This window comes from Neolewinella agarilytica (assembly GCF_900110645.1).
Lineage (GTDB): Bacteria > Bacteroidota > Bacteroidia > Chitinophagales > Saprospiraceae > Neolewinella > Neolewinella agarilytica.
Genome location: NZ_FOFB01000019.1, coordinates 90,535 through 113,760 on the forward strand (window position 1 = coordinate 90,535; position 23,226 = coordinate 113,760).

The 23,226-nt window shown below is 52.0% G+C and carries 22 protein-coding genes and 1 tRNA gene; 8 read left to right on the forward strand and 15 right to left on the reverse strand.

The window, feature by feature from the left end; translation table 11 throughout:
• Positions 1–70 precede the first annotated feature (70 nt).
• From BM123_RS16405 to BM123_RS16435, 7 genes are all read right to left on the reverse strand, one after another.
• Positions 71–244 (reverse strand): DUF4295 family protein, encoded by a 174-nt coding sequence (locus BM123_RS16405; protein ID WP_090170513.1) that lies wholly within the window; start codon positions 242–244, stop codon positions 71–73.
• Between the two features lie 56 nt (positions 245–300).
• Positions 301–489, reverse strand: a complete 189-nt coding sequence (gene rpmG / locus BM123_RS16410) for a 50S ribosomal protein L33 (protein ID WP_090170515.1) — start codon at positions 487–489, stop codon at positions 301–303.
• A 152-nt stretch (positions 490–641) separates the two neighbouring features.
• On the reverse strand, positions 642–893 hold the full coding sequence (gene rpmB, locus BM123_RS16415; protein WP_090170517.1) for a 50S ribosomal protein L28: 252 nt from the start codon (positions 891–893) through the stop codon (positions 642–644).
• Positions 894–956: 63 nt separating this feature from the next.
• Positions 957–1,030: transfer RNA gene (locus BM123_RS16420), tRNA-Arg, on the reverse strand.
• A gap of 108 nt (positions 1,031–1,138) precedes the next feature.
• On the reverse strand, positions 1,139–2,059 hold the full coding sequence (locus BM123_RS16425) for a DMT family transporter (RefSeq protein ID WP_090170519.1): 921 nt from the start codon (positions 2,057–2,059) through the stop codon (positions 1,139–1,141).
• A gap of 151 nt (positions 2,060–2,210) precedes the next feature.
• The gene (locus tag BM123_RS16430) at positions 2,211–2,963 is read right to left on the reverse strand and encodes a ZIP family metal transporter (protein ID WP_090170522.1); all 753 of its coding nucleotides are present in this window, start codon (positions 2,961–2,963) and stop codon (positions 2,211–2,213) included.
• An 82-nt stretch (positions 2,964–3,045) separates the two neighbouring features.
• The gene (locus BM123_RS16435) at positions 3,046–3,372 is read right to left on the reverse strand and encodes an ArsR/SmtB family transcription factor (protein WP_090170524.1); all 327 of its coding nucleotides are present in this window, start codon (positions 3,370–3,372) and stop codon (positions 3,046–3,048) included.
• A 444-nt stretch (positions 3,373–3,816) separates the two neighbouring features.
• On the opposite strand from BM123_RS16435, the gene BM123_RS16440 reads away from it, so the two are divergent.
• Positions 3,817–4,335 carry a Crp/Fnr family transcriptional regulator gene (locus BM123_RS16440; RefSeq protein ID WP_090170527.1) on the forward strand — a complete coding sequence of 173 codons (519 nt, stop codon included), beginning with the start codon at positions 3,817–3,819 and terminating at the stop codon, positions 4,333–4,335.
• Positions 4,336–4,627: 292 nt separating this feature from the next.
• Positions 4,628–5,038, forward strand: a complete 411-nt coding sequence (locus BM123_RS16445; protein WP_090170529.1) for a DoxX family protein — start codon at positions 4,628–4,630, stop codon at positions 5,036–5,038.
• On the opposite strand, the gene BM123_RS16450 is transcribed toward BM123_RS16445, so the two are convergent.
• The 3 genes from BM123_RS16450 to BM123_RS16460 all read right to left on the reverse strand — a co-directional run bounded on the left by BM123_RS16450 (position 5,028) and on the right by BM123_RS16460 (position 10,002).
• Positions 5,028–5,624 carry a protein-methionine-sulfoxide reductase heme-binding subunit MsrQ gene (locus BM123_RS16450; protein ID WP_090170531.1) on the reverse strand — a complete coding sequence of 199 codons (597 nt, stop codon included), beginning with the start codon at positions 5,622–5,624 and terminating at the stop codon, positions 5,028–5,030. The two genes, BM123_RS16445 and BM123_RS16450, sit on opposite strands and share 11 nt — an antisense overlap.
• A 214-nt stretch (positions 5,625–5,838) precedes the next feature.
• Positions 5,839–8,166, reverse strand: coding sequence for a glycoside hydrolase family 3 protein (locus BM123_RS16455; protein WP_090170533.1), 2,328 nt, complete (start codon positions 8,164–8,166; stop codon positions 5,839–5,841).
• Between the two features lie 222 nt (positions 8,167–8,388).
• Positions 8,389–10,002: a carboxylesterase/lipase family protein gene (locus BM123_RS16460; protein ID WP_090170535.1), complete on the reverse strand. Its 1,614-nt coding sequence runs from the start codon at positions 10,000–10,002 to the stop codon at positions 8,389–8,391.
• Positions 10,003–10,128: 126 nt separating this feature from the next.
• Here BM123_RS16460 and BM123_RS16465 point away from each other — a divergent pair, with 126 nt between their 5' ends.
• The 4 genes from BM123_RS16465 (at position 10,129) to BM123_RS16480 (ending at position 13,788) form a co-directional block, all read left to right on the forward strand.
• Entirely contained in the window at positions 10,129–10,833 is a 705-nt protein-coding gene (locus tag BM123_RS16465) for an NUDIX hydrolase (protein ID WP_090170537.1), read from the forward strand.
• 302 nt (positions 10,834–11,135) lie between these two features.
• Positions 11,136–11,711, forward strand: coding sequence for a DUF6580 family putative transport protein (locus tag BM123_RS16470; protein ID WP_090170539.1), 576 nt, complete (start codon positions 11,136–11,138; stop codon positions 11,709–11,711).
• A 97-nt stretch (positions 11,712–11,808) separates the two neighbouring features.
• A complete protein-coding gene (locus tag BM123_RS16475; RefSeq protein ID WP_090170541.1) occupies positions 11,809–12,624 on the forward strand; it encodes a DUF481 domain-containing protein in 816 nt (271 codons plus the stop codon).
• A gap of 99 nt (positions 12,625–12,723) precedes the next feature.
• A complete protein-coding gene (locus BM123_RS16480) occupies positions 12,724–13,788 on the forward strand; it encodes a hypothetical protein (protein ID WP_090170543.1) in 1,065 nt (354 codons plus the stop codon).
• An 8-nt stretch (positions 13,789–13,796) separates the two neighbouring features.
• Here BM123_RS16480 and BM123_RS16485 read toward each other — a convergent pair whose 3' ends face one another.
• The 4 genes from BM123_RS16485 to BM123_RS16500 form a co-directional block, all read right to left on the reverse strand.
• Positions 13,797–15,041, reverse strand: coding sequence for a hypothetical protein (locus BM123_RS16485; protein ID WP_090170545.1), 1,245 nt, complete (start codon positions 15,039–15,041; stop codon positions 13,797–13,799).
• Positions 15,042–15,181: 140 nt separating this feature from the next.
• Positions 15,182–16,570, reverse strand: a complete 1,389-nt coding sequence (locus BM123_RS16490) for a GH1 family beta-glucosidase (protein ID WP_090170547.1) — start codon at positions 16,568–16,570, stop codon at positions 15,182–15,184.
• Between the two features lie 195 nt (positions 16,571–16,765).
• The gene (locus BM123_RS16495; RefSeq protein ID WP_090170549.1) at positions 16,766–17,695 is read right to left on the reverse strand and encodes a ribonuclease Z; all 930 of its coding nucleotides are present in this window, start codon (positions 17,693–17,695) and stop codon (positions 16,766–16,768) included.
• A gap of 174 nt (positions 17,696–17,869) precedes the next feature.
• Positions 17,870–18,250, reverse strand: coding sequence for an STAS domain-containing protein (locus tag BM123_RS16500; RefSeq protein WP_090170552.1), 381 nt, complete (start codon positions 18,248–18,250; stop codon positions 17,870–17,872).
• A gap of 327 nt (positions 18,251–18,577) precedes the next feature.
• Here BM123_RS16500 and BM123_RS16505 point away from each other — a divergent pair, with 327 nt between their 5' ends.
• Together BM123_RS16505 and infC are read left to right on the forward strand one after the other, a co-directional pair.
• The gene (locus BM123_RS16505) at positions 18,578–21,160 is read left to right on the forward strand and encodes an ATP-dependent Clp protease ATP-binding subunit (protein WP_175489429.1); all 2,583 of its coding nucleotides are present in this window, start codon (positions 18,578–18,580) and stop codon (positions 21,158–21,160) included.
• Positions 21,161–21,361: 201 nt separating this feature from the next.
• On the forward strand, positions 21,362–22,045 hold the full coding sequence (gene infC / locus BM123_RS16510; protein ID WP_090170556.1) for a translation initiation factor IF-3: 684 nt from the start codon (positions 21,362–21,364) through the stop codon (positions 22,043–22,045).
• Between the two features lie 278 nt (positions 22,046–22,323).
• Here infC and BM123_RS16515 read toward each other — a convergent pair whose 3' ends face one another.
• Positions 22,324–23,169 carry a TerC family protein gene (locus tag BM123_RS16515; RefSeq protein ID WP_090170558.1) on the reverse strand — a complete coding sequence of 282 codons (846 nt, stop codon included), beginning with the start codon at positions 23,167–23,169 and terminating at the stop codon, positions 22,324–22,326.
• Between the last annotated feature and the right edge of the window lie 57 nt (positions 23,170–23,226).

Here is a 23,226-nt window from a genome sequence, read left to right on the forward strand (position 1 = left end):
CAACAGAAAAGCAAAGAGGCCCATGTCGCGTTAGCGAAATGGGCCTCTTTGTATCCAGAAGAAGTAAGAATTACTTGTCCTTCATGAATTCATCAATCTTGTCTTTGTGGACCATTACCTCTTTGTAAGAGTACTTGCCCGTTACAGGATCCTTTACGGACTGTACGACTTTGATGAAATCGCGGCCGGAGCCAGCGTTGGCGGCCCGTTGTCCGGTCCGAGAGTTCTTTGATACTTTAGCCATTGCAGAATTGGTTGTCTATCCTTAACGACAACTGCCGCTATGGATAAGTTCAATGATTACTTGATTTCCCGGTGTAGTGTCACCTTGCGCAGAATCGGGTTGTACTTCTTAAGCTCAACACGATCAGGAGAGTTCTTACGGTTCTTTTGAGTAACGTAGCGGCTGGTGCCGGGCTGTCCGCTGGTCTTGTGCTCGGTGCACTCCAGAATGATGAGGTTGCGGTTACCTTTACTTTTCTTAGCCATAATTAATGATCTTTTAGATTTTGGCTGTTCTTAAGTCAGCCGAAGAAACAAAGCTCCACGCCTGCGACAGTGGAGCTTTGTTTCTCCGGCTGACACAGCCAAAATCTAAAAGATGTGGAGCAATAACCTCTTTGGTAAGGAGACTAAATTATTTATTTCAGCTTAACGCCGGTTTCGATGCCTTTGCTTTCCAACTTCTTGATGTAAGCATATACACCAAGCTTGTTGATCGTACGCATGGCAGAAGTAGAGATGCGAAGAGTTACGAACTTGCCTAACTCAGGAACAAAAAATTTCTTCTTCTGAATGTTAGGAACGAAACGACGCTTCGTCTTCCGGTTAGAGTGGGAAACGTTGTTGCCGCTGATCGGCTTCTTACCCGTGAGTTTACAAACTTTAGACATCGTTACATACGTTATTCGGCACGAATGCCGGGAACAAAAAGGCAGACCGAAGTCTGCCCGATGTGACCGCGTCAGGATTCGAACCTGAAACCTCTTGATTCGTAGTCAAGTGCTCTATCCAGTTGAGCTACGCAGCCATTCTTCTTCCGAAGCGGGTGCAAAGGTAATTCTTGTTTTGGAATTACACAATAGAAGGGTAAATATTTTATTCTTTTTTTATTGATTGCCCTTTTGCCCGCGAAGGTCTATTTGTTCCGCCCAATGATTACAACCCCGACAATCACCAGGCCTGCACCAATACCCTGTACCAGGTTCAGGCTTTCGTTAAGCACCAAGTATTCCAGCACAATAGTTGCTACGGGGCCAATTGCCCCGAGAATGGCGGCGTCCCCTGCACCAATCCGGCGTACTCCCTCCGTCACCATATAGCTGGGGATGACGGTACAGAAAACAGCCAGTACTAATCCGTAGACATATAAACCCGGCTCCAGCCCGAAAAGAGTGTTGCCCGAAAAGAACACGTGCAGCAATACCGCGATGCTGGCAGCGACCAGTGCCAGAGAGGTGAACCGGACCGTGCCCAGGCGCGGCGCGAAGCGCCCGCTGCCGATCACGTAAAAGCTGTAAAGAAAGGCACTCAGGAAAACGAGGCTGGCGCCCAATGCGGTATAATTCCCTACGGAGAAGTCCGATCCACTAAAGGCTAGTGCAATGCCGGCGTAGCAAATTCCGGTGGCCAGCCATTGAACGGGCTTGATGGGCGTCCCGAAAATTATCCGTTGCAGCAAAAGTACCATCGTAGGGTATACGAACAGGATCAGTCGCTCCATCCCCGCACTGAGGTACTGCAAGCCGAGAAAATCGGTGTAGCTCGCTGCATAATAGCCAAAGACCCCCAGAATGACGATCACAATAAAATCACGCCGGCTGAGCGGCCCGTGGGTAGCCGTACGCTCCCGCCGAAACCAGGCGATCAATAAAAACAAGGGTAATGCGAAAGCCATCCGCAGGCCAAGCAACGTGATGCTCGTCACTTCATACTGATAGGCCAGTTTAATCACAATTGCCTTGCAGGAAAAGAGTATGGCCCCCAGCAGCATCAGACCTACGCCAATTTGGCGATTACGAATGGCGGCGGCATCAATGGAGGGCTCGGCGGCTGGCATATGGGATCAAGTTCGCACAAAGGTCGACAGATGGGGCTTAGGCTACGATCCTTTCCCCGCCTGAATTACGATGCAGCAGGTTGGGCGCCGGAGCGCAGGTGCAGAAGATTGTTTTTTTAGCAGTGGAGGCGCTTTCAGGCTACCAGACGATCTAGTGCGCCGTAAAGTAAGCCACCATCATCCCCACCACCACTACGGCAAATTTCTTAGCAGAAATGCCGTGGTTGCGGTCTCCGTCCGCCTCGAAAAGGATCGTTGTGGAGATATGCAGGAAGCTACCGATCACGAGGGCCAGCACCCGGTTCCGCCAGACGGGATCAATACTGATCACTTCGCCCAGCACGGCCCCCAGAGGTGAAAGCAGACCAAACAGCAATAAGCACCCCCAGGTAGTACGCGATGAATAGCCCGAATGCCGCAACAACAAACCCAGAGCAAAGGCCGCAGGAATTTTGTGCAGTACAATTCCCACCAGCAGGTGGTCGCCATCCATGTGTGTATGCTGGTGTAGCGAGTGGCCCATCTCTCCTGCCGTGCCCAGCGGCAAACCTTCCAGCAAAGCGTGCAATCCCAAGCCGACCATTACCGTAATAGCATAGCCGTATCCCTGTCGTTTATGGGCGTGTACGTGGCCATGTTCCACGCCCTGGCTAAGACCTTCCAGCAGGAGTTGAACAAAAAAACCGCCCAGTAGCCATACGCCGGTATGATACTCCGGATTACGGAATACGGTGGGCATTAACTCCATGGCTGCAATACCTAAAAGGTAAGCACCACTAAAGGATAACAAAAGAGGAAGAACAGCCTGCCAGCGATTTTTGTCAGAATCGGTACGGATGGCTTGCGCCAATCCTCCACCGATCAGTACACTGCTAAAGAGGATCAGATATTGCCAGATGGCCATAGAGAGTCAGTCGGGAGCACAAAAAAATCCATAGAAATGGAAAAGGAATACAGGGGTGTTTTACAGCAACTAATCAGTACATTCACATATTACACTGGCAGTTCTCCAGGCATTCAATGATCAGGCTAACGTCACGTTCCTTCAGGCTATACATCATGGAGCGTCCATCCCGCTTGACGGAAAGAATCCCCTTAAGCTTCATGTTCTGAAGATGATGGCTTACCAGAGATTGTTCGGCGCGGGGCCCGAGGGCGGCGCAAATATCCGTCACGTTAAGGCGTGGGTGCTGCTCCAGAAGATGAACGATACCCAGCCGCAGAGGATGAGCCACCGTTTTCAGGATAAAAGCGATACGCTCCAGCTTCTCCGCTTCCTGTTCATTCAATATGGTGGGCTTCACATTTTCCATGCTACCGGGATTTTTTCGTTGCCATTGGATACAAGTAAGGAGTAGGATTAGTTGAGAATATGGTCAATTCAGGCCAATCACCCGGAAAATCATTGTTGATTTCCTGCTGCGAGTTCCTGCCCACTCTTTTACTTCAACATTGGGAGCCAACCCCACGTCGCCCCCCTCATCCACCACCCGGCAAGGCCTCCTACTACAGCACCCATGCCCGGAAATTTATCATTAGCTCCGGATCTGAATCAGCACCGTATCGCGCCTGTTGGCTGAGTACCCGTATGCACTAAGCTAGAAAAGCGGAAGGGCTAACCACGGATGCGGCCGAATTTCGGAAGTGTACGTTTAGGCGTACTTTTCAGCGCTTAAATCAGCGTGCTTTAAGGTGCAAAGTCTGTTGCATTGCTGAGCACGAAATACTTTCGCTGAAAGTCAAATCCATTTCCCGCAATGCTCAACGCTAAAAAAAGGAAAACACGAAAAGTATCCAAAGGTGACGTCCTTTTGAGTTCCGGAGATATTGCCATCTATGGTTATCAGGTCCTAAGCGGTTGCCTGAGAAGTTACGTCATCGACCGTAACGGAAAGGAGCACATCCTGCAATTTGCTCCCGAAGACTGGCTGATCACTGATTTGGATAGCGCCATGAACAAAAAGCCGTCGGCTATTTTTATTGATGCAATCGAAGACAGTGAAGTCATTTCTGTTCGCGTTGCTGAGTTCATGAATTTCCACAGCCTGGACAAAAATACGCTGGTTGAAATGAATCTCAAGTTCCGTAACAGCATCATTGCGTCCAACAAGAGAGTCATCAATATGCTGTGCGCAACGGCCGAGGACCGTTACCTCGAGTTCCTCGAAACTTACCCCGACCTGGCACAACGGATCCCCCAGAAACTGATCGCTTCCTACATTGGCATTACACCAGAATACCTGAGTGATCTGAGGCGTAAACTTGCTAATAAGTAACAGACGCTTTAAGGCCTGCCGGAAGGGCAATCCTTTTCTATTCCTTTTTCTTAAGGTATCTTATTTTTTGCCCGAATTCCTACCCGCAACTTTGCCCCGGTGTAAATCAAGAAAGGTTTTCACTCTTCCAAATTTGGCGGTGTGCCAGATGTAAGGATACACCTTAGTCGTCAGACGAGCTTTCCACCGACTGAAACAGGAGGAAACAACTCATCCGGCAAATACAATTACCATCCTTACACCTGTTGTATTGCCCCTGATTTCTTATCAAACCAAACAAATTTCGGGTATAATGTCAGTCCAGAACAACAACAAAGCAATCAATATCGGCCTGTGGATAGCACAGGCTTTACTCGGCCTCATGTTCCTGATGGCCGGCTCAATGAAAACCTTTCAACCCGTCGAAGCACTGGTGGAGGCACTTCCCTGGGTCGCCAATACTCCGGTAGCGCTGGTGAAGTTCATCGGCATAAGCGAATTGCTCGGTGGCCTGGGTTTGCTACTGCCCTCCATTTTACGTATCAAGCCATTCCTGACCGTTTGGGCAGCCTACGGCCTGGTGGTCGTAATGGTGCTGGCCGCTGCTTTCCACGCCTCAAGAGGGGAATTCTCCGCCATCGGTATGAACGTTGTTCTTATCGGCCTGGCAGCCTTCATCGCCTGGGGCCGGAGCAAGAAAGCACCGATTGCAGCTAGGGCCTAGGCTGCCGTTGCTTCCAAACCCGGTACACCTGCAGCAACATCACCGGCACGAAGTGCACAAGGGCAGCGCCCATGCTTCCCCCCTCTCCCTGTAAACCCAACAGGGCCCAGTGGGCAAAGGCCATAATTGCGGCGAGGTAAACCCACCGCTGAAGCTTTTTCCAGGCAGGGCCCATTCTCCTGACGGCAGCATCGGTACTCGTGATGGCCAGAGGGATAAAGATGAAAAAGGCAATCCAGCCGGTTAGGATGGCGATATCGGCAAACTCATTGACGATCCGCCCCAGGGAGTACTCCAGAAGGTAAAAGATGGTGTGCAACAGGGTATAAGCAAAGGCCGCTACCCCAAAGAAACGACGATTCCGCATGAGCCAACCTACTATTTTGGCCTTGGGAAACAGCAAGGAGACGGGAGTGGCTACGAGACTGACAATCAGCATCCGTCCGGCTAATTCGCCGGTGATGTGCATAATCTGATCGTAGCTGATGCCGCTACTCAGGTAATTCCTGGTGAGTAGAATTCCGGGGATTGCCAGAATTACCCAAAGGATATACTTACTGGTGAGGAAAGATTTTAATTTATCCATTATATGTAGTCAGGTGGATGCAGGATAGCCTTGTGGAGGGCTCTATTCCGTCGCCAGAGTAAGAGAATAATCACCGGTTAATAACACCGCTCCTTCGTCTTTCCCCTGCACCTGCGTCCGCGCCCGCATTCCACACTCAGTAGAATCAGGCGCGGACGCAGGTGCAGGGTTTAGAACGAGAAAGCAGTGTATGTTGCAGGCTTCGCAAAAATGCTTAACGCAAGGTTTGGGCTTTGGAGTACCTGGCCGTCCGTTCATCCTGAATAACTCCGTCCCAATTCATTCCAAAGCCGAAATCGTAGGCGTGTCCTGCAGCGTCTACATGTGGATCCATGTCCAGTGGTACATCCTCGAACTGTTTCTCAACGGTTATCATATTGGCGGGCATCTGTAACGGTAACAGACCAGAAGGAGTTTCCTTACCCGCCAGCACGTCCAGCACCGCCTGGCGCTGCACCCCAAAGTCGATCAGCAAACCTTCGATCTCTTTTTCAAACTCTGCGACCACGGTAGGATTACTCAGGCTGAGCACCACCACTACAGGCTTATTGCCCATCTCGCGTGCGGTTTTCAGGACCAGCTCCAGGTCCGACCGATTGGTAATCTTGGCCAGCTTGTTTTTGTACGTACGGTTCAGTACGTCCTGCTCACGGGAATCTCCTGCCAGCGAGGGATCCCTGGCCTCGGCAGCCCGGTAGGCGTCGTATTGCAGGCTGATGGGCAGGAAGCCATTGTCACCAGACTCTGCCAATTCCGCGCTATAGCCCGCCGTTCTGCCGTTCTGCGGGTCGGTGATAAACACGACGGCAACGTCCGCCTCTGCGGCGGTAGTCACGGGTGTCACATATCTGTCCAGCAAAGCCGAATCCACAGGAGCGGCCCAGCCCCCGGGCGTGCCCGGGCCAAAAAAGCCCTGCGTTGGCGGGTTGTAGCGCTCCGGCACGTAAACCCTGGTGGTCTTTCTAAGCGGCAGCACGTTGTTTTTGTTCTTCAGCAGCACCAACGACCGTAATTGAGCTTTGTAACCAGCTTCCATGAATTCAGGCTTACCCACGGTCGCTTCCGTGTTCGCCACGTCGAGGTAAGGGTTTTCAAAAAGACCGACATTGAAGATGTTCTTCAGCAGGCGCACAGCAGACTGATTCATCCGCTTACGCATAGCTTCTTCGCCCATTTCTTTCACGCCCATTTTGTAGGCTTCAATGACCGGCCCGGAGGCGTTATTGCCGCCAAACTGATCACACCCCGCCAGCAGGACACGGTAATGACGTTCCGCTTCGGTAAGCCCTTCCACCCCCCAGGGCGTAGCTCCGAATTGGGCCATTCCGCCGTCTTCACGGGTAACGCCCCAATCAGTACAGATCACGCCGTCGTAGCCATATTTGCCTCGCAGCATGTCGTTAATGAAGTAAGCACTGAAGGCATTACCTACGTTCTCGCCGCTGGGATTCAGCCCGGTGGAGATTGTGTAGTAGGGCATCACCGCCGAAGCGGATCCAGTCCCCCCTTTGAGATTAAAGGCTCCATCGACAAAAGGCTTCAGGTGGTCCGCCAGGTTGTTGCCAGGGAAAACCGCAAACTTCCCGAAGCCGTAGTGTGCATCACGGCCGGCCTCTCCGGTACCGCCGCCGGGCCAGTGCTTGACCATCGCGTTGACGCTCTCATTGCCCCACCCGTTGGCTGATCTCGTGGTTTGAAAACCGTCCACGTAAGCGCGGGCCATGTCAGTAGCCAGTGTGGGGTCAGGGCCAAAGGTGCCGTTAAAACGGTACCAGCGCGGGTCAGTCGCCAGGTCTACCTGGGGAGACAGCGCCGTAGCGATACCGAGGGCGCGGTACTCGCTGGAGGCAATCTCTCCGAATTCCAGCATGAGCTCAGGGTCAAAGCTGGCGGTGATACCCAGGGCGTTGGGCCAGCGGGAGATGTCTCCACCGGCGCCAATGTTGAACTCATCGTTATTCTCCGCCTGGTGGCGGGGGTCAGAGCTATTATTGGCCGGGATGCCAAGACCGATTCCTTCTACCAACGCCTGGGCATTGTTGTTCCAGCGGGCAGCAACAGCGGGGCTCTCTACACTTGTGTACAGTACGTGACGGAGGTTGTCTTCCGTAAGGAAAGTAATCTGCTGATCGCTCAGCTCATAAGCCTCCTTGCCGCTTTCCGCGTAGGGTTTACCGCCATAAGTAGACCCGCGAAAGCCCCCACCGGGAATGCGCTGGTGACCGCTGTACAACATCAGCCCGGCGATCTGCTCAATGCTCATACGGGCGGCCAGATCGGTAGCGCGCTCATCAACGCTTAGCCGCCAGTCTTCGTAAGGGTCGAGCGTACCATTTTTATTCAGGTCTTTGAAAGCCTTGTTGTCAACGGTCAGGATCGTAACGCCGGATTCAGGTGAATAGCCAAGTTGAGCACCATCAGTATTAGTAACCAGGTTGAAATCAGTGCCTTGGGTTTCGATAAATTCCGGCCCGCCGCACGAGGCGACCAAAGTGCTTAAGGCAACGAAGCTTAAAAGTTGTAGGTAAGAAAGTATATGCATTTAGCTGCAGGTTAAATTTTGAGTATTGAAATGGGCTTACTGAACCCGTTTAAACTTTCCGTTCGCGACCTTTTGCGAGCCCCGATATCCTTTATTTACCTTATAAAATAACTCAGGTAGCAAGGGCTTTGCTTGGTTTTACTGCTTTGCCAGATAACATCAGGACTGCGGAGCAGTCAGCTCAGAAAGATTTAAAACATATCCACTGAAAAAGGTGGAGGGCTATCTGCCTTTCTGGCGGTTAAAATCGAGAAAAGCCTTGTCCGGATGGTATCGGAGTTGCCACTCCTTATCGATCATCATGGTTGCTCCTTTCTCCGTAGTATAGTGTTCCCAACGTGGTAATCCGGCTTGTGAGGGGTTGCCAAAGCGAGCAAAGTTTATCCAGGCCTGACTGACCTTCGCCGCCAGAGTTCTGGCTTCAGGACCGCCTCCGGTCATGTTTCTGGCCAGGTCAGTGGTGTTGAAGGTAAAAGGGACCTCCACGCAATGAATCGCTTTGTATTTGCCGCCCATCACGGGCGACTGCCAGGTAAACAGGTACATGTACACCGGGGCGCCACCGGAGAGACTTGCTTTAGTATCTGCCTGGGCTACTGCGCCCATCCGGAACATGACGTCAACGTCGATCAGGTCTGAAGGAACTCTTTGTTCCGGGTAAGCAGCCTTTACGGCTGCGACAAAATCAGCCGCGCGGTCGCCGTGCTGTTGTTTGATACGCTCCATGATCGTTGCTTCGGGAGCCGCAGACAGTGCACCGTTCATAAATGGCATAAATTCGTTTTTAACCGTGCCGATCAGTAACGGAATATCCCTGGCCAATGACAATGCCTCATCACTTGAGTACTGGTAAGGTAAAATAGCGCCATCAACGCTTGGCCCCCAACCGAGGCCAAAACCACCAACCTCCTTACCGGCAGCACGTAGTTCTCCTTCAACCGTCTTGAGGGCCCGACTGGAGGCCTCTGCAAGTTCGGCGAAGGGAAGATTCTGCAGGCGATTAACTTCGGCTGCCGGAATATCCAATTCCTTTAAAGTAGCGGCAGCAATCCGCTGCGTCGTCTCTTTAGTGAGCATATTCGAGCGGAAGGAACCACTCTGGTTAATGGCTTTATGGAAAAGGCCTTTTGCGGAGGGCATAGACATAAGAGTATTCACCTTCGCTCCTCCTCCTGACTGGCCGAAAATAGTCACGTTGTCGGGGTCTCCACCAAAGTTTCCGATGTTATCCCTAACCCATTCCAGTGCCAGCTTCATATCCATAACGGAGTTATTGGCTGAAGCAGCGTATTCGTCTCCGTAGGCGGAAAGGTCGAGGAAGCCTAGAACGTTAAGTCGGTGGTTGATGGATACCACGACGACGTCGCCCGAGCGCGCCAGGTTCTCTCCATCGTAGGAAGGAAGTTCCTGCGAAGAACCAGAAGTGAACCCTCCACCGTGAATCCAAAACATGACGGGGCGTTTGCGACCATCTTTCAGGCCGGGGCTCCAGACGTTGAGTACCAGGCAATCTTCGCTAGTATATCCCCAGTTGTGGTCAAAGACGAATTCGCTTTCGTCCTGAACGGTAGTGGTTGGTGTAAGTAGCGGAGCAACCGGACCGTAGGTACGGGAGCTGCGAACACCCTCCCAGGGGGAAGGCCTGGTGGCGGCCATAAACCGTTTGGCCTGGCCGTAAGGAATGCCCTTGAAAGTGAAGATATCATTACTGATATAGCCCTGGACCTGGCCACTTTCGGTGGTCGTAATGGCGGCATCATTGCTCGTCACTAACTGAGCCTGCACCTGCGCGCCCGCCAAAAAAAGAAGTGCAATAAGACTTATTAATCGTGTCATGATCGAATTTTAATCTATCAAAGTGGTAAATATAACCCCTATTGTTGCGTTTCGCAACAATAGTTTCACCTGCAGCCCTACTCTCGAAAAAATTCCTTACCATGGCAACCGCTTAATCGCTCTTCTATGCAAGACATACGAACCACGAAATTTTTACCTCATCTGGCTTTTGACATTGTCATCTTTGGTTTTTCCGGAGAGGAGTTGAAAATTCTCCTGCTCGAGTACCATAACACGGGTTGGTTCGCTTTGCCGGGGGGCTTTGTGGGAAAAGACGAAGATCTGGACCGGGCCGTTCTTAAGGGCTTGCGGGAAAGGACCGGGCTGGAGCATATCCACCTGGAACAGTTTCATACTTTCGGGAGTATAGAACGCAACCAGCCCGACGTGATGCGAACCATTCTGCGGGCAAACGGTACAGACCCGGAGGACGTCCCCTGGATGCTGGAGCGTTTCGTATCCGTTGGCTATTATAGTCTGATTGATTATACAAAGGTCCAACCTACTCCTGATGAACTGTCGGACTCGCTGGAGTGGTACGCCATTGATAAACTACCGGAACTGTTGTTTGATCATGAGCAAATCGTGCATAAAGCACTGTTGACCCTCCGGAATAACCTCGACACTATTTTGGTGGGGGTAAACATGCTACCGGAAAGATTCACCATTAAGGAGCTCCAAAAGGTTCATGAGGCGATCCTCGGGGAATCTCTTAACCGGAGTAGTTTTCAACGGCGAATGCTTGCTTCAGGGCGGTTGGCACGTCATGAGAAACACTATTCGGGCGGGTCACATAAAGCGCCTTACTTGTATAGTTTTGTGAAGACATGATCGCCTGAGCCGAACCCAAAATACTGTTTAGAAAGCCCATACCGGCCACAACGTAATGACTTTGGGTAGTCAATTATCTCATCTGAGTAGTGTTAAATTTATCGGACTTTCAAACCACCATTACAGACTTTTAAAGCTAACATTTTTCTTGCATAGCGGGAGAAAATGTAATGTTCTCTTTTGAACAGCTTACTTACAGAGCCGCCTGCGCCTGACCTTGACTGGTACTCTGAATATTAAACTCACCATGTATTCCTCCAAGTTCCCTCTGCTTATATTTGCGGTGTCAAAAGACCCGAAGAATGACCAAAGAAACCAGTCGCCCTACCCTACTCCTTCTCATTGGCCTGATTGTACTGGCTGCTGGAAGCCGCCTACTACCGCACCCGCCTAATTTTGTGCCTGTAGGAGCTATGGCATTGTTTGGAGCTGCAGCTCTTCCTAAAAAATGGCTGGCCGTAGCGGTGCCACTTGTTGCTTTTTACCTGAGTGATCTGGTGCTCAACAATGTGGTGTATGGTCAGTATTATGAAGGTTTCTACTTAGGCGTAAGCCCCTGGGTATATGGTGGCCTTATGCTTATGATTCTACTGGGTATGGGAGTCCTCCGAAGCCGATCTTTCTCCTGGTTAAGGGTAGGAGGAGCAGCCGTTGGTGCTACTCTGGTATTTTTTCTGGTTACCAATTTTGGCGTTTGGGCCGGTGGCCTGATGTACCCCAAAACTGCTGCCGGCTTAATGGCAGCTTTTGCCGCCGGGCTTCCATTTCTGGTTAACAGCCTGCTGGCTAACCTGCTCTTCAGCGGCCTGCTTTTCGGCGCTGCTCAATGGATGGGGGTACCTTTTGTATCCAAGCAGAAAGCGACTCTTCGGGCTTAGATCATAACTCGCGCTTCGCGCTCGGGTGTTTCGGAGCGGGAGCTCCTCAACGAGGGTCTTTTCTTATCTTTGAGGTATCCCACTGATACCCCGAACAATGCCTTCTATCCATAGATCAAGCCCCTTAACCCTGCTTTTTGGGGGCTTTCCCTGCACCCGCGTCCGCGCCCTGATTCTCTGTTCTTTCTTGTTTCCCATCATCGTCAACGCCCAGATCGTCAACATCGAGGATAAGCGTAAAAAGCTTGACACTCTAGGCTGGTACGGACAACTGGACCTGGGCGGCAACATCAATAAAAATACTTCACTGGTCACTACCCTCAAGGGGAGCCTGCGGCTGGACCGGCTGGGCCAGCGTGGCAATGTCCTTTTCCTGGCGGATTATCAACTCGTTCAGGTGAGTGGCGATAACGCAGTCAACGCCGGCTTTGGCCACTTCCGCTATGGTTACGAACTCAAAGACCCCTGGCGTTGGGAGAGCTTCGCCCAGGTACAGTACAACGAAAAGCTACGGCTTAACCTTCGTTTCCTTACGGGCACCGGTATCCGGCGGCGCTTATACAAAAGAGAAGGTCGACGCGCCTACCTTGGCTTGTTGTACATGTACGAATATGATGAATTGGCTGGTGTAAATATTACTTACCGGGATCATCGCCTGAGCAGCTACCTCACCCTTTCTGCCAGTCCGCTGGCCAACCTTACTCTGGCCAGTACCACTTACTACCAGCCCCGGCTGCCCAACTTCAAAGACACCCGGCTTTCTTCCGTCCTTTCCGTCCAACTGACCATCACCAACCGCATCCGGTTCACGACCCAATACAGCCTCACCCACGATGCCCGGGTAAGCCGTGATTTACCGGATGTTCCAAACACTACCTATAGCTGGGTAAATGGCTTACGGTGGATCTTCTGAGCATCCGCCGTAGCCAATGCACTGCTTTTGTCCGGGTAATAAATACCTTCGTCTAATTCAATCCTCTTCCATAACTGCTGCGCCCTATATTCCCCCTGAATGGTAACCGCAAAGGACATAAAAATCACCCTTGACGATCTCAGTAAAGCTGACGGAGAATTTCTGGTGGGGGATATTGTGAGCGGCCAGCTAAGAATTGACATCCCCGGCAAGTTGGCCGTCTGGCGCATTGAGCTCCGGATGGGCGATCAAAAAACCACCATCGGCAATGATCTGGAATTGAAAGCCGGCACCAATTATCTCCCCTTTGTTTTTGCCAAACCGCTCGACAATTTTGACTTCAAAGGGCCGGGCTTTAGCATTGACCATAAGCTGGAGGTCAGATTATTCCCCAGCCGGATTCGAAACGAGAAATCAGGAGATGCCTACCTCCGCGATTTCGGTGGCACTACTTACGGTCTGTCAACCTTTGGGTTCAAAGAAGAGATATTCCCCTTTACTGTTTCCCGCGGAGATGCCCGCTACCGCATTGCGGGCCGGCAAATACTGCTGAACGGCAAAGATCGCAGCTGGTGGCTTTTCCTTATGGCAATTCTTTTTGCATCATCTATGCTCATGCCGGACGCGTCTTACGTCCCCTTGATTATTCTGCTTGGTTTCCTGCCTTTCCTGTACATGCTTGAGGGCGATTACGTGGGCCGTCATCTCTTTGGCCACCTGCTGGCAGAGATAAGAACGGACCATAAAGGCTTCCCTCACCTCCACCTGGAGCCCCGTGGTGCCGGCGAGGAATTTCTCGATGCCTGGATCGGCTTTCGGATCAGGGAAGTCATTGGGGCGGGTGATGATATACTAACAACAGATCTATTCAAAAAAAATGTCCGCATTCGTGACGCCGCCGTTCGGGTGGGAAAACACTTCCGCGTCCCGCTGCCTTTCCCCTTAGGAACACTACCTGCCACCTACCGGCAGTTCCCGAATAGCATCGAGTGGGAGTTTTACCTGGAGTACCCCAGAAAGCGGGGAAAAAACATTCAATTCCGGATACCCGTCGACGTGGCTTTTGCCCGACCGGAGCCCTTTATTGAGTCAGAGATAGACGAAGACGACTTTCTTGAGCTCGAGCCTTTGCAGGAGAAGCAGTTACATCAGCGGGAGAGATAGATCTCCACTCACCCCAACCCCTCCAACAACCGGTTCTTCCAGCGCGGGAAACCACCGACGAGCGCCGAGTCCGCTGATTCGTGGATAACGAACCAAAACTCATGCTCAAAGTGCAGCGTGCGGCGATATTGCCCGCGCCCGATGCTGGCGACGGCAGCAATCTCTTTCTCTACGGCCCGGAACTGCTCATCAAGCGTTCGCCATTCCAGCGGCAGGCTCCAGACGTAAGTAGCGTTAGAGTCGAGTAACTCAAGGATGAAATGACGGCCTTCCTGTCCTTCGGCGACGAAGACGAAGCCAAATTTCGGGGAAAGTACGAAGCGGAGTTTACGGTCTTGCCGATGAAGGCGGCCGGCCAGAAATTCCAACTGCCGGGCATTCCTGACCTTTTTGTGGCGCAGGATTTCGTTCAGCAGGTCGAGACCATCCTGCGGCAAAATGGCTTTGCCGAGTTCATTATCGTCAAGGCTCTCAAAAACATCTTCGGGGGTGAAGAGGCTTTTGTCAACCGTCGTGATTCGATCTGGAGTAAGCAATTGCCGGACTCCTCGCGCACGAAAAACCTCCAGCATGTTATCGTCAATACGATCAATCTGCGGCGAACGGGCGGATCTTAGTTCTGGCTCGTCATTGGTAAACAGAACCTCAGCCGTTACACTGATGGTCTTCCGCTTTAATGCCTTTACGAAAAAAGGTTTGATCGTGTTAAACTCAGCAACGACATGGTCATTGGGTATGCTAAAGTCTGCTGGATCCGTCAGTCCCGGTAACTGTACACTTCCCTTCACTCCTCCGTTGACGAAAGTTAGCTCAAGCAGCGGCACCGAGAAAGAAACGCTTCGGGTAGAAGAAGGCACCTCCCAATCTTCCGCTTTTGGGGCCGCGGCCGCAGGTCCACGAGAAGTTGCGGAAGCAATGGGAGTTGCTAATAACCGGGCCAACGGCCCTGCCTGATAATAAGCCAGCTGTGCCTTAAGGGGTGCTTCCTCCAGGGGCGCCAGCCAAAGTTGCCGCACGGGACTATTCATCTTCCGCTCGGCCTTAAAGCCCTCCGGCTCCGCTTCATAATCCAGCACCCGGACTACCAGCCGGCCGGAAGCCTTGTCGTAGGCCGTCATCGCCAGTTCCCAAAACACCTCCTCCCGCTCCCGAAAGCGAAAGCTCCCGGCGGGCAGGTTCGTGTCCGTCCAGGGAATTGTTCCACTGCCATAACGAATCCCCTGGTTACTGATTTTGACGGTGATGGTTTTCACGGTGGGAAGGTACGAGGGATAACGAATTTATGAGAGCACTCTCCAGCCTGCCGACTGCTTAGCGTCCTTACAACCAACTCCATATCACAGGTCTACTTGTTCAAGAACTCGCTGGGCGGGCTTTAGTCTGCACATCCGGCTTACCCTTCCAGACTGTTCTGTTTTATCACCTCCGCATACCAGCTCGCCGAACTCTTGGGAATCCGCTCCATCGTCTCAAAGTCGATGTGGATCATGCCAAAACGTTTGTCGTAGCCGCTGGCCCACTCGAAGTTGTCCATCAATGACCAAACGAAATAGCCCCGGACATCCGCCCCGGCCGTGATGGCATCATGAACGGAGCCCAGATAGCCGTTCAGGAAGGAAATCCGTCGGGGGTCTTCAACGCTGCCTTCCTTCACAATGTCCGGAGTAGCACAGCCATTCTCGGTAATGTAAATCGGCGGATTATTGTAGCGGTCGCTGATCCAGAGCAGCAGCTTGCCCAGTCCCCACGGCACTACCGGCCACTGCATATCGGTCAGTTCCCAGTCGGGATCCGCCGTAAGCGCCACCTGTTGATCTTTGAAAACACCGGCATTGGCGTACACGTAGTTGTCCACGGTTATCCCGGGCTCCACGTTACTGGCATACATGGTGTTGTAGTGGTTAAGGCCGAAAAAGTCGGAGCTCCCTTTGATCAGTACTTTTTCTTCTGCCGTAAAGACCGGCAGGCGCTCCCCCACCCTTTCCCGCATCACGGCGGGGTAATCACCGAAGTAAATGGGGTCCGCAAACCAGGCAAGGAAAAATTCCACCGACCGCTGAGCGGCGTCCTGGTCAGCTTTACTGTCCGTTTTGGGTTCTCGCCAATCACAGTTGTTGGTCATCCCGATTTGTCCGCCCTGGGCAGCCTGAAACTCCTCACGGTAGACCTTCACGGCTTTAGCGTGGGCAAGGATGAGGTGGTGAGCGACTAAGTAAGGCTCCGAGTCGGACTTTCGCCCCGGGGCAAAAATACCTTCATGGAAGCCCAGAGTGGCAATTACCCAACTCTCATTGAGGGTAATCCAGTTCTTCACCCGATCTCCAAAACAGTCAAAGCAGATACGGGCGTAGGCGGCGAAGTAATCCGTCGTGCGCTTACTGAGCCAGCCGTCATCTTCAAGTTGAAGGGCTACTGGCAGGTCCCAATGATGCAGGGTAATCCAGGGCTCAATACCATTGGCCAGCAGTTCATCAATGAGCTTATTATAAAAGGCAATGCCCGCAGGGTTGGGTGCTCCCTTACCGTCCGGCTGGATGCGCGCCCAGGCGATACTGAACCGGTAGGCTTTCAGGCCCATTTTGGCCATCAGGGCGATGTCTTCCGGATAGCGGTTGTAATGATCACAGGCACGATCTCCATTGTCCCCTCTGGCCGTACGGCCGGGAGTATGACTAAAGACGTCCCAGATGTGAAGTCCCTTGCCATCGGCCTGCCAGGCCCCTTCAATCTGATAGGCAGAGGTGGCGGAGCCCCAGAGGAAGTTGTCGGGGAAAGTTTTCATAGGTTGGAAGTTGTGGGTTATGGGTTGCAGGTTGCAGGTTGCGGGTTGCGGGTTGCGGGTTGCAAGGTACAGGTCGCAATCTGAAACCTGAAACTTGCCTCCTGCAACCCTGTACCCTACAACTTGCAACTTGAAACTTGCACCCTGAAACTTGCCCCCTGCAACTTGCAACCTGCCCCCTGCAACCTGCCCCCCCTACCCCCGCCCCGCGAAAGCCACTTCAAAGCGCCACAGGTCCCGGGCAGCATGGCTATTGGGAAACACTTTGCGGGCTTCGGCTTCATGAGCGGACAAATCCGGGTATCGGCTACTGAAATGCCCCATGATGAGCTGTCCTGCGGCTGCATCACGGGCAACGGTAGCGGCCTGCAGGGCCGTGGCGTGTCCTTTTTTGAGGGCGTCCTCCTGCATATCATGGAGGAAAGTCGCTTCATGATAAAGCAAATCCACCCCCTGCACCACTTCAGCCAGTTCCGGGAAGTAAACCGTATCCGAACAGTAGGCGAAGCTTCTGGGCCCGGGAGCAGGGAGGGTCAATTCCTGATTCGGGATGAGTTCGCCGCTTGCCGTTATAAAGTCTCCACCGTTTTTGATGGCGGCGATGGCCGTCCAGGGAATATCGTGCGCAGCGATCTGGTCTTTGATGATGTTTGCCGGGCGCTGCTTTTCCCGCAACAAGTAACCGTTAGTCAGTACCCGGTGCCGGAGGGGGAAAGCCGTCACTTCAAGCTCTTCGATGTCCGGCAGGCGGGTCGGTTCTTCCGCCGCGAAGGTCTCAAAAGTGAGTTCATAGGGCATGGGAAAGCGGTCCAGTTCAAAGAGCGCTTCCAGGCGCGGGCGCAGGGGCAGTGGGGAGATGATGCGCAGAGGTTCCCGTCTGCCGTTGAGCGCCAGGCTGCTAAGCAGGCCTGGCAGGCCAAAGTAATGGTCTCCGTGTAAGTGAGAGATCAGGATGGTGGACACCTTCCCCATTCCCAGGCCAGCGGCCTGGAGTTGAAACTGCGTCCCTTCACCACAGTCAATGAGTACATCCGTCGTCTCCGAACGCAGGAAAACCGCCGAGCAGTGCCGGCCGTAAGCGGGCACTGCCCCGCTGGTGCCAAGGATGATTAATTCGAATCGCATCCGGAGATAGTTTTGTGCTTGCCAGGAACAATGGCTGACCTTGGTGTAAAGTTGCTTAAGCCCGCTAAAACTGAAAACGGCCAACAATTTGCCGGCAGGCTACCCTTTGACGTAAAAGGTAGGCCGCCAGCAAATTGTTGACCGCTAAGGGCTGCTCAAGCAGGGAATCGTCCCCTACTCTTCGCCGTCTCCCTGAAGATCCCGCTGCAGTTCCTCCATCATAATGAAGTCGCTGGATTCGGAAACCGTTGGCAAAATCGTTAGTACGGAGTCTACTTTAGAGATCTCCACCAGACGCTGCACGGCGGGGTGGTCTACGCCGGTAACGACGAAGGTGCCCAGGTTGGTCCAGAGTCTGCGCGCCGTTAGAATAGCGCTTAGTCCTGAGCTGTCAACGTACTTTACCGCGCTCAGATCAAGGATCAGGTTATTGATCCCTTCATTAGCCAGAATGACGAATTCGGACTTCAACTGTGGCGCTACGGCGGAGTTGAGGTTGTCTTCTTCGGGCTTAATGAGCGTGTAGCGTTCTTGTTTATCGAGGCTGAATTTCATAATCTTTTTATTTGGCGCAAAGGTAGTTTTTTTGACTAAATCAGTGGAAAGCTAACAAAAGCCGGACCATTCATCAGAATTTGCCGATTTTTCCTCCAACTAAAGTTAGGCTTTATTGTTCCCATCAAATAAGCTGTCGAAGTCCCGTACAAATTGTCCGCAAACCGGCGAAATGTCAGGTTTATTTGTCAGTAGTCGTCATCTGGCACGTTTATTACAGCCTATATTTGACGAAAGACGATGTTAGGAACGTTGCTGTTTTTCAACATTGCTTGCACCAGCGTCCGCGCCCCGTTATCTTTCCCCAACCAAAGAAAATTTATAAAAATGAATCCAAGTAGAAAGGAATTCAGTCCTGAAATAAAGAAGGCCATGGCCCGCGGCAAAATTGAAGCCGAAAAACTGGGACATGCCTACGTGGGCCCCGAACACCTTTTGCTGGGTGTTTTGAGTATGCCGGACAGCCTGGCAAACCGCGTATTACGGAACCTGGCCGTTGATATCCAGGCGTTGAAGGACACTATCCGCGAGAATATTCAGCGAAACAGTGGCCAGACCAGCGGCAATACCATCTCTCAACTCCCGCTTAACGATAAGGCGGACCGCGTCCTGAAAGTAACTTTTCTGGAGGCTAAGGCATTGAAGACAACGATTGTCAGCCCCGAACATCTGATACTCTCTATTCTTCGCAACAAAGAGTTGCCGGCGGCTAAAATCCTCCGTCAGTTTGAAGTAGAGTATGACATTTATAAAGCAGAACTCGATTACGTGAAAGACGAAAAAGACTTCACCGAAGACATGGACCTCCCCATGGGTCAGGCTCCTGATGATGGCGGTGACCAATTTGAAGACGACGGCGATCAGGGCCGTGGCAACTTTCAGGGAGGCCAGCGTAAAGGTGGCCCCGGTGGTGGCAGTAAAAGCCGCACCCCTGTACTTGATAACTTTGGCCGGGACATTACAGCCCTGGCGGATGACAACAAGCTCGATCCCATTATTGGCCGGGAAACCGAAATTGAGCGGGTCAGTCAGATCCTGAGCCGTCGCAAGAAGAACAACCCCATCCTCATCGGTGAGCCAGGTGTTGGTAAAACGGCCATCGTTGAGGGTCTTGCCCTCCGCATTAAGGAGAAAAAAGTGAGCCGGACACTCTTCGACAAGCGCATTGTGATGCTCGACCTCGCCGCCCTGGTGGCCGGCACGAAGTATCGGGGGCAGTTTGAAGAACGGATGAAGGCCATTATGACTGAGCTGGAAAAAAGCCGTGACGTAATTCTCTTCATTGACGAAATTCACACGATTGTTGGTGCCGGTGGTGCCACCGGCTCGCTTGATGCCAGCAACATCTTTAAGCCTGCCCTTGCCCGGGGTGAACTCCAATGTATTGGAGCTTCCACGCTGGATGAGTACCGCCAGCACATCGAAAAAGATGGTGCCCTTGACCGTCGTTTCCAGAAGGTATTGGTTAACCCGCCAAGCGCGGAGGAGGCCGTTCACATCCTGAACAACATCAAGTCCAAGTACGAAGAGTTTCACAATGTGAACTACTCCGACGAAGCCATCGAAGCCTGTGTGAAGTTCAGCGACCGCTACATTACGGATCGCTTCCTGCCGGACAAAGCCATCGATGTACTCGACGAAGTTGGTGCACGCACTCACCTCAAAAACATCACCGTCCCTGAGCACATTGAGCAGGTAGAAGGAGAGATTGAGGAAGTACGGGAGCAGAAGAACCTGGCCGTAAAGAACCAGCAGTACGAACGTGCCGCTGACCTGCGCGACAAGGAAAGCAAGCTGCAGCGTTCGCTCGAAGAGGCTAAGGTAAAGTGGGAAGAAGAATCCAAGACCCGCCGCTACCCCGTTGAGGAAGACGACATTGCCGAGGTAGTGTCTATGATGACCGGCATCCCCGTGAACCGGGTTGCTCAGAATGAGAGCAAGAAGCTCGTCGGCATGGCAGAAGACCTGAAAGGGTCCGTGATCGGTCAGGATAGCGCTATCGAAAAAGTAACCAAAGCCATTCAGCGTAACCGCGTAGGTCTTAAAGATCCTAAGAAGCCAATTGGTACGTTCATCTTCCTTGGCCCTACGGGCGTTGGTAAGACGGAGCTGGCCAAAGTACTCACTAAGTACATTTTCGACAGCGAAGACAGTCTGATTCGAATTGACATGTCTGAGTACATGGAGAAATTCAGCGTCAGCCGCCTGATTGGTGCCCCTCCCGGATACGTTGGCTACGAAGAAGGTGGTCAACTCACTGAAAAAGTACGCCGCAAGCCCTACAGCGTGATTCTGCTCGATGAGATCGAGAAGGCTCACCCCGATGTATACAATATCCTGTTGCAGGTACTGGACGACGGGCAGTTGACGGACGGTATGGGCCGTAAAGTGGACTTCAAGAACACGATGATCATCATGACTTCCAACATTGGTGTCCGCCAGTTGAAAGACTTTGGTCAGGGAGTAGGCTTTGCCACTAAAGCCCGGACGGAGAACGCAGAGGAGAACAGCAAAGCGGTCATCAACAATGCCCTGAAGCGTACCTTCTCTCCGGAATTCCTGAACCGGATCGATGACGTTGTAATCTTCAACAGCCTCGGTCAGGAGGAAATCTTCAAGATCATCGATATTGCTCTGTCTGATTTGTACAAGCGTCTTGACGGACTGGAATTCAGCCTGGAGCTGGACGAAGCGGCCAAGAAGTTCGTTGCTGAAAAAGGCTTTGACCCGCAGTTCGGTGCCCGCCCTCTTCACCGCGCGATTCAGAAGTACATCGAAGATCCGCTGGCGGAGTTCATTCTGAACAATAACCCCGAAGGAGGCAGTAAGCTCATCGCCGTTCTTAATGAAGATGAGGATGGTCTGAGCATCACGCAAAACGAAGCCGTTGGCTCCGACGTAGAAGAATAGCCCTGCGCTAAGTATTGCTATTTCTATAATTTTTTGGGTGAGCCGGAGGGATTTCTCTCCGGCTCACCTTATTTTTACGAGAGTTAAGGGATAAATCGGGAACTATTTTCTTGCCTGTACCTTCTCTTATAGTACATTTTCCTAACAAGGTTTTTGCCCGCACACTGGGCAGCACCCCATTTTTAAATAAATACCAAAGTATTGGGTAGAAGAAGAGGCGGCGGCCGTAGACGCACTTTCCGCAGAGAAGATACTGCACCGAAACACCGCATCAATGATATGTTGCGGGTTCCGGAAGTTCGATTAGTCGGAGATAATGTAGCGGATATTGCCGCTGAGCTCGGAGAGGACATCTCTGCCGGGAATGTTTATGATACCCGCCAGGTTAAAGGCTGGGCACGGGACATGGCGTTGGACCTGGTTGAAATCAGCCCGAATGCAGTGCCCCCCGTTGCGAAGATCATTGACTATAAAAAGTTCCTTTACCAGCAAAAGCAACGGGAAAAGGAATTGAAAGCGAACACGGTTAAAACCGTCGTTAAAGAAGTTCGCTTCGGCCCAAACATGGGTGACCATGACTTTAATTTCAAGCTTCGTCACGCACGCGAGTTTCTGGAAGACGGTGCCAAAGTAAAAGCTTACGTACACTTCCGGGGTCGTTCGATTGTCTTTAAAGACCGTGGTGAACTGCTCCTGCTTCGTTTTATGAAGGAGTTGGAAGATGTTGGTACTGCTGAGGCAATGCCAAAAATGGAGAAGCGACGGATGAACGTTATGATTCAACCCAAGAAGCGCAAGAAAAGCGACGCTGCCAAGAAGAAAACGAGGGCAAAAGAAGCTGACGCTGAACTGGAAAAGAAGCTTAATACCATCGAGGAAGAATAGAGCAATTCTTCTGCCGTAAAAGCATTGCGGTCAACAATCATCACCTTATCCTTCAGAGAAGGAGCTGATGATTGTTGACCGCTTTTTTTATGCGATGAATACCCGGGCTGGGCCGCCGTACTCGCAAACCAGAAAGAAAACCAGCGGATGGAGATCCGGACTTCCCTTAAGGCTACCACGCACGCGCTGCCGGACTGCGCTCCCCTCCCTGGGAGTCGCATGCCTTTTTAGTTCTTAATTCACGCTAAAGGGTACAACAGAACCGATATGGGCCAGTACTACCCTTCTTTTTGCGCAGCGGCTTCTTCAGCCGCGTAGGTATTCAGCTCAACGTGCTTACTCTTCTTTCCTGGACGGATACGCATATTCAGGAATTCCACCATCAGAGAGAACGCAATGGCGAAGTAGAGATAGCCCTTTGGAACGGTCCCGACATGAGAGTCAAAAACAACCAGATCGCCCAGGTGAGCGCCTTCAGCAATCAGCATAAAGCCGATCAGAATAAGGAAGGCCAGGCCAAGCATCTGGACCGTTGGGTTCTTGTTGACGAAGTTACCGACGGGAACTGCAAAGAGCATCATGATCAAAACGGAGACCACAACAGCAATGATCATCACGATCAAGGCACCATATAGTCCGTTCGTCATCCCTACCGCCGTAAGGATGGAGTCAAAGCTAAAGACAATGTTGATGATGGTAATCTGAACGACTACGGAGGTTAGCGTAGCTCCTCCTTTGCCAGCTCCGGCACCGGCGTGATCTTCTTCTCCTTCCAGTTTGTGCCGAATCTCCGAAGTGGATTTATACAAGAGAAAGATACCACCGGCGATCAGAATCAGGCTTTGACCGCTGAAACCACCAGCTGCCCAGCCCCAGTCAAAGCTAAACCAGGGTTCTTCCATAGCGACCAGGATGGAGACGCCGAACAGTAGCACGATACGTAGTACCATTGCTAGTATCAGTCCAATATTAGTGGCCCGCTTGCGGTCTGCTTCAGACTTCAACTTGTCCGATGCGATAGAAATGAAGATAATGTTATCGATACCGAGAACGATCTCCAGAAAAGTAAGGGTTAGCAAAGAAAGCCAAACGGCACCGCTACCAAAATCAGGGATATCAAACATGCTCAAGCTGTATTAGATCAGTCGGAAGTAAAAATTCTTCCTGAGCTGCAAAACTAC

Excerpts from the sequence above, each read along its gene's own strand:
- BM123_RS16490 (WP_090170547.1), bottom strand. The coding sequence starts at position 16,570 with ATGAAAACTTTCCCCGACAACTTCCTCTGGGGCTCCGCCACCTCTGCC.
- BM123_RS16500 (WP_090170552.1), bottom strand. The coding sequence starts at position 18,250 with ATGAAATTCAGCCTCGATAAACAAGAACGCTACACGCTCATTAAGCCC.
- BM123_RS16495 (WP_090170549.1), bottom strand. The coding sequence starts at position 17,695 with ATGCGATTCGAATTAATCATCCTTGGCACCAGCGGGGCAGTGCCCGCT.
- BM123_RS16430 (WP_090170522.1), bottom strand. The coding sequence starts at position 2,963 with ATGGCCATCTGGCAATATCTGATCCTCTTTAGCAGTGTACTGATCGGT.
- BM123_RS16425 (WP_090170519.1), bottom strand. The coding sequence starts at position 2,059 with ATGCCAGCCGCCGAGCCCTCCATTGATGCCGCCGCCATTCGTAATCGC.
- BM123_RS16405 (WP_090170513.1), bottom strand. The coding sequence starts at position 244 with ATGGCTAAAGTATCAAAGAACTCTCGGACCGGACAACGGGCCGCCAAC.
- BM123_RS16515 (WP_090170558.1), bottom strand. The coding sequence starts at position 23,169 with ATGTTTGATATCCCTGATTTTGGTAGCGGTGCCGTTTGGCTTTCTTTG.
- rpmG (WP_090170515.1), bottom strand. The coding sequence starts at position 489 with ATGGCTAAGAAAAGTAAAGGTAACCGCAACCTCATCATTCTGGAGTGC.
- BM123_RS16470 (WP_090170539.1), top strand. The coding sequence starts at position 11,136 with ATGACCAAAGAAACCAGTCGCCCTACCCTACTCCTTCTCATTGGCCTG.
- BM123_RS16480 (WP_090170543.1), top strand. The coding sequence starts at position 12,724 with ATGGTAACCGCAAAGGACATAAAAATCACCCTTGACGATCTCAGTAAA.
- rpmB (WP_090170517.1), bottom strand. The coding sequence starts at position 893 with ATGTCTAAAGTTTGTAAACTCACGGGTAAGAAGCCGATCAGCGGCAAC.
- BM123_RS16445 (WP_090170529.1), top strand. The coding sequence starts at position 4,628 with ATGTCAGTCCAGAACAACAACAAAGCAATCAATATCGGCCTGTGGATA.
- BM123_RS16455 (WP_090170533.1), bottom strand. The coding sequence starts at position 8,166 with ATGCATATACTTTCTTACCTACAACTTTTAAGCTTCGTTGCCTTAAGC.
- BM123_RS16460 (WP_090170535.1), bottom strand. The coding sequence starts at position 10,002 with ATGACACGATTAATAAGTCTTATTGCACTTCTTTTTTTGGCGGGCGCG.
- BM123_RS16450 (WP_090170531.1), bottom strand. The coding sequence starts at position 5,624 with ATGGATAAATTAAAATCTTTCCTCACCAGTAAGTATATCCTTTGGGTA.
- BM123_RS16465 (WP_090170537.1), top strand. The coding sequence starts at position 10,129 with ATGCAAGACATACGAACCACGAAATTTTTACCTCATCTGGCTTTTGAC.
- BM123_RS16440 (WP_090170527.1), top strand. The coding sequence starts at position 3,817 with ATGCTCAACGCTAAAAAAAGGAAAACACGAAAAGTATCCAAAGGTGAC.
- BM123_RS16475 (WP_090170541.1), top strand. The coding sequence starts at position 11,809 with ATGCCTTCTATCCATAGATCAAGCCCCTTAACCCTGCTTTTTGGGGGC.
- BM123_RS16435 (WP_090170524.1), bottom strand. The coding sequence starts at position 3,372 with ATGGAAAATGTGAAGCCCACCATATTGAATGAACAGGAAGCGGAGAAG.
- BM123_RS16505 (WP_175489429.1), top strand. The coding sequence starts at position 18,578 with ATGAATCCAAGTAGAAAGGAATTCAGTCCTGAAATAAAGAAGGCCATG.